Raw genomic sequence first — 9,092 nt, 5'->3', positions numbered from 1 at the left:
CTGTTCTAAAATTCTGCAAGTCTGCCCTTTTCTTCATCCATATAATACCATTTTCGAAAATTACCCCTTAACGACAGTGAATATGCTATCGCTTCTTCTCTGAAACGGAATTATGCAAAACACTCATTTATAAAGGGGATGCCGACATGTTTTTGAACGATAACTTTTTGCTGACGACCGACACCGCTCGCACGCTGTTCCATCAGCATGCCAAAGAAATGCCGATCATCGATTACCACTGCCACCTCGATCCGAAGGAAATTTACGAAAACAAGCCGTTCCGCAACCTGACCGAAGCCTGGCTTTCCGGCGACCATTACAAATGGCGGCTGATGCGCGCCAACGGCATTCCCGAATCGCATATTACCGGGGACGCCTCGGATTACGACAAGTTTATGGCCTGGGCGGTCACCGTCCCGAAAACGGTGGGCAATCCACTGTACAGCTGGACCCATCTGGAGCTTCGCCGCTTCTTCGGCATCGAGGAACTGCTGAACGAGGAATCCGCGCCGCGGATCTGGGACGAAGTGAACCGCAAGCTGGCCACCCCGGCGTTCCGACGCCGCAGCATCATCAAAAATTCAAACGTCAAAATCGTCTGCACGACCGACGACCCGGCGGATTCCCTGGAATATCATCAGCTGCTCAGAAAAGAGGAGCAGGACTTCCAAGTGCTCCCCGCATTCCGTCCGGACAAAGCGCTGAACATCGATGCGCCGGGCTTTACCGACTGGATCGGGCGTTTGGAGCAGGCTGCGGGCGTTAAGATTCGTTCCTATGCGGCGTTGACGGAAGCGCTGAAGCAGCGCGTCGACTTTTTCCATGAGCAGGGCTGCCGCCTCTCCGACCATGCGCTCGACGTGCTGCGCTACGAAGCCGGCGACGCCGCCGCGGTGGAAAGCATTTTCGCCAAAAGACTTGCAGGTTCGGAGCTTTCCCCATCCGAAATTACCGTGTACCGGACCGAACTCCTGTCGGCATTGATCGGCATGTATCATGAAAAAAATTGGACGATGCAGCTGCATATCCATGCATACCGCAACAACAATACCGTCATGTTCAACCGCCTCGGGCCGGATACCGGGTACGACGGCTTAAACGATTTGCCGCTTACCGAATCCCTGTCCCGTCTGCTCGACCGCGCCGAAAGCGCGCACGGGCTGCCGAAAACGATCCTGTATTCGCTGAACCCGAACGATTATCCGTCCCTGCTCGCGCTGATGGGCTGCTACCAAAAGGATACGCCGGGCAAAATGCAGCTCGGCTCCGGCTGGTGGTACAACGATACCCGCAGCGGCATGCGGCATCAGCTGACGATGTTTGCCGACAACAGCCTACTGTCACGTTTCGTCGGCATGTTAACGGATTCGCGCAGCTTTTTGTCCTACACGCGGCATGAATATTTCCGCCGGGTGCTGTGCGAGCTGATCGGCGAATGGGCGGAGCGCGGCGAAGCGCCGGACGACATGGCGCTGCTCGGGCAAATGGTCGAGGACATCGCCTATCGCAACGCCGCGGCGTATTTCGGCTTCCCGGCTGCCGTAGCCGCCGAATAAGGAGGACTCGGCCATGCTGCACATTCGCCGTCACCTGGAAGGAGCTCCGGAGACCCAAGCGTCTCCGGGCTCCTCTCTTTGGCTCTACCCGGCCGAGAATGATTCGGGCCGGGAATTGCCGTTTATGCTTGTTCTCCCGGGCGGAGGCTACCAGCACCTGGCTCCGCACGAGGGCGAGCCGATCGCCAAGTGGTTCAACGCTCTCGGCATGCATGCCGGGGTGCTGCATTATCAACTGGAGCCTCTGGACCCCGAAGCTTTGATTCGGGACGTTGCCGGCGCCATCGAATGGGCCCGTACCGGAGACAAGGCGTTCCGAGTGAACCCGAATCGGATCGGAATGATCGGCTTTTCCGCCGGCGGTCATTTGGCTTCGATCACGGCCACGACCGCCTCCTCCAAACCCGATCTCCTCATCCTGTCGTATCCGGTCATTACGTTCGAAGAGATGTACACGCATCAAGGAAGCCGCGAGCGGTTTCTCCGGCAACGCCTTTCGCCCGAAGACATCCAAAAGTACTCCTCCGACCGCCGGGTAACGGCCGACACGCCGCCGACGTTCCTGTGGACAACGGCAAACGACGCCGCCGTCCCCGTGGAGAACAGCCTGCGGTTTGCCGCAGCTTTGTCCAAGGCCGGCGTTCCGTTCGAGCTGCACGTGTTCGGGGACGGACGCCATGGACTCGGGCTGGCCGATGATAATCCGTCCTGCCGGCAATGGCTCGAATGCCTCAAAACCTGGCTGCGGCAGCATCATTTTGTGAAGGAGGAGACCTAAATGCCGCAAACGTTGTATATCGCCGGCGATTCGACCGCAGCCGCAAAGGATGCTTCCCAGAAACCGATGGCGGGCTGGGGCGAATACCTGCATCATTTTGTAACCCCTTCGCTTTGCATCGACAACCGCGCCGTCAATGGCCGGAGCACGAAGTCCTTCCTGGAGGAAGGACGGTGGGCCGCCATCGAAGGCGAGCTTCGGGACGGCGACATCGTCATGATCCAATTCGGCCATAACGACGAGAAAAAGGAAGACCCTTCGCGCTACACGGATCCCGATACCGACTACCGCAGCAATTTAATGCTGTTCATCGCTTCGGCCAAACGGCGCGGAGCCACGCCGGTTTTGCTCACTTCCGTCAGCCGGCGGCGTTTTGCCGCCGACGGCCTTCCCGATCCGCTGGCGGTCGGCCCCTATCCGGCTGCCATGCGGGAGGTGGCGGTGGCAACCGGGACGCTGCTGCTTGACGTTTTTGCGGCTTCCCAGCGTTTATACCGCGATTTAGGAGCGGATGCGTCCAAAACCTTATTTTTGCACCTGCCGCCCAACCGGCATCCCAACTACCCGGAAGGAGTCGCTGACGATACCCATTTTTCGGAGGAAGGCGCACGGCAAATCGCGGAGCTGGTCGCCAAGGCGATGGAAACGGTCGCTCCCCTGTCTGCCTTGTTGCGGGCCGCAAGTCGGTAATTGTTCCCTATAGAAGCATCAAAAGGGCTTCCCGGCGTCGTGAAAACGACCCAAGGAAGCCCTTAATGTTATGTTCTCCGGCCAAAAAACGGCCCTGAAACCTTTGATTTATTTCCGGGGAAATTGTCGAACGGTTTACTGCGCATAATCGCCGGTATAATTGATCAGCGATGCGTCCTGCACGCCTTTTACCGCGCTGATTTCATTGACAAATGCCGTATTGTCGTCGCGAATCCGCACCTCGTACGTAATTTCCGTGTATTCTTTGCGTACGGTTTTCGACTTCAGCGTGCCCGCAAGTTTGCGCAAATGCACCCTTACCTCGTCCGCTGCGGCTTCGGTATGACGAATGATCAGCAAATAAGGCATTTCCTTCACCTTTTTTCTGGCCAACCAGATCAAGACGATTCCGAACACCGCGGAGCCGATCAATGCGGCCGGATACACTTTGGCGCCGCAGGCGATGCCTGCCGCAATGGACCAAAACATGTAGACGATATCCAGCGGATCTTTCACCGCCGTCCGGAAGCGCACGATGCTGAGCGCGCCGACCATCCCGAGCGACAACACGATGTTCGTGCTGATCGTCATGATGATCAATGTCGTGATCATCGTCATCAGGACGAAGGACACGTTATAGTTGTAGCTGTACACGACGCCTCTGAAGGTTTTTTTGTATATCCAAAAAATAAACATGCCGATCGCAAACGATGAAATCAGGCCCAAAAACAAATCGATATACGAAATATCGCGGAACGCCTCCAAATGAAGCACGCTTTTTTTGAAAAGATCCTGAAAATTTAGGTTATCCCCCACTGCAGTTCCTCCTGAACGTTAATCTTTAAAATGTTTGACGCCCACTTCCCGGCAAATGACGAACTTCGAAATGGCGGATCGCACATGCGCTTGGGGCTGAACGATTTGCCGGATGCCGTCCGGCAGAAAGGAATCGTATTTGATCTCCATGATGGTCAGCGCCGGAGACAACGCTTCTTCCAAAACGAGGGCCGGGTCGAACAAATCGACGGTGTTGATGCCTGCGGCCAGCCTTTTGTCGAACGTCACGCGGACGTTTCCCATCTCGTACACGTAAGCCTCCCGGGTATAATCCACGATGACGGAAGGACGGAACCCGTGATGCGCAAGCGAGACGTAAAATTCCTTCAGCAGCGGATGTTCCTTGGCCGACAGGCATGACGGATCCCCTTGCAGGATGAGCCCGTACTCCTCTTTGGACAACGGCGCGGATTCCTTGCTGATATAATCGCCGTATTTGCTTTTCCGCTCCAGCGTGATTTTTGCGTCGCTCCCGTTGTAGACGCGGATCCGGTATTTGTTCCGGCGGAAGATGCCGTTGTTTTTATCATATAAGGAATGCTGATGGACCCCGTCGAAATAGAGGCTCCGAATGCCGTATCCTTCCGCGTCGACGGAATTCCGGTCCATCGTCATCGCAGCGGATATCCGATGTCTTAGCGCCAAATATTCGTGCATGTGCAAATAATATTTCAACTCATGGCGCAGCTTGTTCCCCTGAAACTCCATTTAATCCACCTCGAACTTCCTCACGCCGTAATAAGGGGTGCCTTCCTCGTCTTCGAAACTGTCGAACGAAATCTGCGAATGTCCCTTGCTATCGCGCGCGACCACTTTCCAATAATAGGTGTTCGGCGAAAGTTTCGGGATCGTGACGTTGTTTTGCGCCAGCCCTTTCTTTTGGGCGACGATATTCGCAAAGTTCGGGTCGGTCGCCAGCGTCCAATCGTAAGTCAGGTCGTCTCCCTGCAAATCAAACGATATTTCCCAAGAAAAGCGGTAGGCTCCTCCTTCTTGCTCGTCCACCTCGTCCATGTAAAACGGCTTCGGTTTTTCCAGATCTTCCAGGAACAGCTTGTATCCCGTTTCCGGCGTCGATACGATCCGCTCGTAATCCTTCGAAAGCTCGCTTAGTTTGCCCGGGAGATACTGCACATCCGGCGAACGTTTGGCGAAAGGCTCCACCACGTTTTTATATTTGGCGAGCTGTTGCTCCACCGTGTTTTTGTTGATGTAATTTTTCGAGATGTCCTCGATTTTCTTTTTCAGCAGTTCGACATGTTCGGTGCTGCGGAAAAACCGGTTATGAAGCGTGCTGCCCCAATAGTTGCTGATGCCGCTTTGGTAAGGGCTGATGCTCTTCAAATTCCGCTGCAGCCCCCAGCCGCCGTCATAGTCCCATGGCAGGAAATACCATTTTTCCGAATTCAGAGGCGAATACAAGTAGAAGTTGTTCGCGTCCGTATCCATGTTGTCGGTCAAAATGTTTACCGCAAGCCAGGTCAAATAATTGTCAAGGTCAAAATGCTTTTCGATCACTTGATCGATCGGAATGGTCATGTTATTGACGTCATCCAGCATCCGGATCAGCTTTTCGTGGTCTTCCCTGCCCTTGATCTCCAAAATCGACTCGAAGGCCTTTTTGTCGTAAGCCGGGTCCGATTGCAGCTTGATTTGTTCCGAATAACGCTGGAACTCGAAAAACGTGACCTTATACAGTTGGCCGTAAGGATCCAGCCAGTGGGATTTCAGAAACTTTTCGTTCGGCTGCTCGATTTGGGTGTAAAGGCCGTAATCCTGGAACGTTTGCTTCGATCCGCCTTCCGAGAGATCCTTGACGTATAAATGAACGAATCCGGTGCGCAGGCTCGTAAAATTCGGAATCGTCTCGAACAGATCGAAGCTCAGCTTGTTGCGCAGGCGGGACAGATCGGCCGAATGCTTGTTCAAATTGATCGACCGCTGGTCCTGCCATAATCCCGCTTCGTCGAACAGCTTGATTTTGTAAGATTTCTGGGAAGCATAGCGGGCCGTATTGCCCCGCAGGCTGATGCTCCCGTTGGCGTGATCCGCGCCGTACCCGAACATGCCGGACTTCGGCCCGCTGCCGTCCGATGCGCCTTCCTGCATGATGACGTTCAGCTTGTCTTCGCTGTAGCGGTCCGTGTTCCGATTCAGGCCGTACCAGCTGAGGCCTTTTTTGTTGTCGCCTTTCGGCGGCAGCACCGTCACGTACAGAGCCTTCAAGGCATCATCCTGATCCCGTTCGTAGATGCGCTTATCTTCCTCGATGCCGGTTGGCTGGGGAGCGGCAGGCGCTTCTTGCGAAACCCCGTTTCCGGCTGCGGATTTCGGCTCATCGGCGGGTTCCGAACAGGCGGAGAGGATCAGCATGGACGAAGCGATCACCATCACCGTCGCGGTCGGCTTGCCGAAGCGCATCGATTTGCGCTGATGATGCATCGGCTGCGAGCAGAACGTGTAATAATCGATATTTTTGAGGACGTACATCAGCCGGAACAAGACGAGGGCAAGCCCGCCCAAGGAAGCGTAAAACATCCCGAGTCCGTCATATTCGAGCCGAAGCGTCCAATACGTGAGCCCGGCATTCAGCACGATAAAAAGGGAACTGATGGCCGCCGCGCCCTTCCGGTCATCGAAATACAACAGGAGCAGCAGCGTCACAAACATCATAATGAAAAGAAAATATGCCAGCACCAAAATATTAAACGAATCGAGCTGCGCCATCGTAAATCCGATTCTCGGCAGCAGCTTCATGCCAATGGCAATGGAAACGATCGTAAACAACAGCTGAACCTCCATCAAAAAGCTGATTTCCTGCATCAACGTCCGCTGCATCGCTTTTTTCGAAGCGTCCATTTGGAGCAGGGTCCCTCCTTCAAGCACATGCTTGTAGTAGGCCTGAAATCTTTCGTAAAACTCCGTTTCGACCGAAACGATAAAAGCGACCAAGGTCGGAATGACGGACAAAAAAGCATAAAATACCGGCAGATCATATTCCGGGGATATGTAGTACCTGCCCGCCACCACGATCCCGTCATCGCTGAACCAGAACACCATGCTGTGGACGTAAATGCCCGCATACATGCACGAACCGATCAAAAACAAAGCCGGGTACTTTTTGAAATAAGACAAAAACGAGAAATAGATCCGGCCGTCGCAGCGCGGAAACACCTGATCCAGATGGCGGTTCGACATCAGCACAATCAGCATGAAGCCGATGTCGATCGCCAGCAGCGCGCCCGTCGTCCGGTCGATCCCCGTCACGTTCATCAGCACCCAGCCCGCGGCGATCGCGACCGCCGTGCCGATTGCAAAGCTGCGGACGATCCGCATATAGTCCTTTAACGCCGACAAATAAACCGACTGCATCCAGATCACGATCAGCTCCATGAACAGGAAATATGCCGCGAATTTATAACCGGTTCCGGCCTCCACTCCCCGCAAAAACAACCACGCGACCACAGAACCGACCGGCAGGATCAGGATCAGCGACCCGTAATAGGAAGCAAGGATGTGATCGAGCTTCTTCTGGAAAATCATGTCCGCCACGAACCGGGTCAGGAGCATGGCAAGGCCGCTCGTAATCAAAATCGAAAACACGAAATTGTATTGCATCGTCGCGATGTATAACTCCCACTGCAAATGCGTGCCGCCGCTGTAGGACATCAGCCTCTGCAGCACGATAACCAAAAACATGCATAAAATCATCGGCCCGACCGTTGAAATGGAGGAATACGCATATGCTTTAACATTATTAAGCAGCCCCTGCTGCCGGTACAATTTCCTTAATTCAAAACCGATTCCGGCCATCTGCGTACGTCCCCCCCTAAAGTTGCGTATAGCTTGCGGTATTCGGAGATAAAATCTTCAAACTTGTAGTAGCGCTGCACCCGTTCCCGGGCATTTCTGCCCATGTCCTTCCGCAGCCCTTCATTGCGGCATAACGTGACGATCGCCTGCGCAATCTGTTCATAATGCATGACGGGGGCCACGAGCCCGCATGGGCCGATCCCGTCGTCCGCTCCGTTCAGCAGTTCCTTGCAGCTTCCGACGTTCGTCGTGACGAACGGTTTGCCGGCGGCCATTCCTTCCAGCACCGCAAGCGGTTGCCCTTCGCTGATGCTGGTCAGAAGCAGCAGGTCCATTTTCCCCAAATATTCCTTCACTTGAACTTCGCCGGTAAAAACGACGTCCTGGACCTCCAAAGCTTCGACCATCCGCAGGCATTCTTCATAATACGACTCGTCCTCTTCGACGGGCCCCATAATGACAAGCTCCGCATTCGGCACCTCCCTTTTGACGAGGGCAAAACTTTGAAGCATGGTTTTAATGTCCTTGATCGGCACGATTCGCACGACGGCTCCGATCCGGATTTTTCCGTCCTCCGGCGCGGAAGGCAGGGCCTCGTAATCGCTCGTCCGCACGCCGTTCGGAATGATGCGGATTTTTTCCGCCGGGCAGCCCAGTTCGATTTCGATCTCCCTGTTGCGGCCAAACAACGTCACGACCTGATCCGCCGCCGTATAAATGCAATCGGAAAGCCTGTAAAAATACTCGATCCATAGATCCTTGAAATACCCTTTGACCCAATCCGCTTTGATGATCTCCTCTTCGCGCTCGCGGGAATAGATGCCGTGCTCCGTCAACAGCAGCGGCGACCCGTACAAAAATTTGCCGAGGGCGCCGATCACGCCGGCGTACCCCGTGGATACGCTATGGTAAATATCCGCCTGCGGCACGTCGCTTCGAATCGCCAAAAGAAGCGGCAAAATCATCGAACGGACCGTCCAGAACATTTCCGTGAACGGGACGTGGGTATATTTGAAGCGGCACAGCTGCTCGAGCTGGTCAAAATAGTTTTTGCTCGCCAGAAAATCGGAAACGTTGACGAATTTATCGGAGCGCAGCAGCGCAAATACCCGATCCCAGTTTAGGTCGCCTTCGCCGCCAATGAGCGCCTGCAGCGTGTTCCGCTCCTCCGCGGAAAGGCGGAAGCGGCTGCCCCAGCGAACTTCTTCGTCCAAATAAGCATCGAGGAACGTTTCCTTGACCTCCACGACGTTCGGCGGCAGCTTGTATTTGAATTTGCCCTTCTGCTTGCTTTCGGCGCCGATGGCGTAAATGATGAATTCATGCTCGGACATTTGCGTGATGAGGCTATGGATCCAGCTCGATACCCCGCCGGTGATATATGGGTATGACCCTTCGGCAATGATACATATTTTCAT

Annotated in this window: 7 protein-coding genes; 3 read left to right on the top strand and 4 right to left on the bottom strand. The window is 54.5% G+C overall.

Annotation, left to right across the window (positions count from 1 at the left end; all coding sequences use genetic code 11):
• The first annotated feature begins 146 nt into the window (after positions 1-146).
• The 3 genes from uxaC to AC27KL_RS11010 are packed head-to-tail and all read left to right on the top strand — an operon-like array spanning position 147 to position 3,024.
• Complete coding sequence (gene uxaC / locus AC27KL_RS11020) at positions 147-1,556, top strand: glucuronate isomerase (protein WP_487169679.1); 1,410 nt, start codon at positions 147-149, stop codon at positions 1,554-1,556.
• A gap of 13 nt (positions 1,557-1,569) precedes the next feature.
• Positions 1,570-2,334, top strand: a complete 765-nt coding sequence (locus AC27KL_RS11015; protein ID WP_487169678.1) for an alpha/beta hydrolase — start codon at positions 1,570-1,572, stop codon at positions 2,332-2,334.
• Complete coding sequence (locus tag AC27KL_RS11010; protein WP_487169677.1) at positions 2,335-3,024, top strand: rhamnogalacturonan acetylesterase; 690 nt, start codon at positions 2,335-2,337, stop codon at positions 3,022-3,024. It abuts the gene before it with no gap.
• Positions 3,025-3,159: 135 nt separating this feature from the next.
• On the opposite strand, the gene AC27KL_RS11005 is transcribed toward AC27KL_RS11010, so the two are convergent.
• From AC27KL_RS11005 to pelF, 4 genes are read right to left on the bottom strand one after another with little or no spacing between them, the layout of a single operon-like run.
• Positions 3,160-3,840 carry a DUF4956 domain-containing protein gene (locus AC27KL_RS11005; protein WP_212950382.1) on the bottom strand — a complete coding sequence of 227 codons (681 nt, stop codon included), beginning with the start codon at positions 3,838-3,840 and terminating at the stop codon, positions 3,160-3,162.
• Positions 3,841-3,858: 18 nt separating this feature from the next.
• Positions 3,859-4,569, bottom strand: a complete 711-nt coding sequence (locus AC27KL_RS11000; RefSeq protein ID WP_487169676.1) for a polyphosphate polymerase domain-containing protein — start codon at positions 4,567-4,569, stop codon at positions 3,859-3,861.
• Positions 4,570-7,674, bottom strand: a complete 3,105-nt coding sequence (pelG, locus tag AC27KL_RS10995; protein WP_487169675.1) for an exopolysaccharide Pel transporter PelG — start codon at positions 7,672-7,674, stop codon at positions 4,570-4,572.
• On the bottom strand, positions 7,650-9,092 hold the full coding sequence (gene pelF, locus AC27KL_RS10990; protein ID WP_487169674.1) for a GT4 family glycosyltransferase PelF: 1,443 nt from the start codon (positions 9,090-9,092) through the stop codon (positions 7,650-7,652). Before pelF ends, pelG begins: the two co-directional genes overlap by 25 nt.

This window comes from Paenibacillus sp. YAE3, from assembly GCF_057546105.1.
Note: the sequence above shows the minus strand (reverse complement) of the source record. Positions and strands in the feature narration are given on the sequence as shown.

Bases quoted from the DNA above. Each gene is read 5' to 3' on its own strand.
- uxaC (WP_487169679.1), top strand. From the start codon at position 147: ATGTTTTTGAACGATAACTTTTTGCTGACGACCGACACCGCTCGCACG.
- AC27KL_RS11015 (WP_487169678.1), top strand. From the start codon at position 1,570: ATGCTGCACATTCGCCGTCACCTGGAAGGAGCTCCGGAGACCCAAGCG.
- AC27KL_RS11010 (WP_487169677.1), top strand. From the start codon at position 2,335: ATGCCGCAAACGTTGTATATCGCCGGCGATTCGACCGCAGCCGCAAAG.
- AC27KL_RS11000 (WP_487169676.1), bottom strand. From the start codon at position 4,569: ATGGAGTTTCAGGGGAACAAGCTGCGCCATGAGTTGAAATATTATTTG.
- pelG (WP_487169675.1), bottom strand. From the start codon at position 7,674: ATGGCCGGAATCGGTTTTGAATTAAGGAAATTGTACCGGCAGCAGGGG.
- pelF (WP_487169674.1), bottom strand. From the start codon at position 9,092: ATGAAAATATGTATCATTGCCGAAGGGTCATACCCATATATCACCGGC.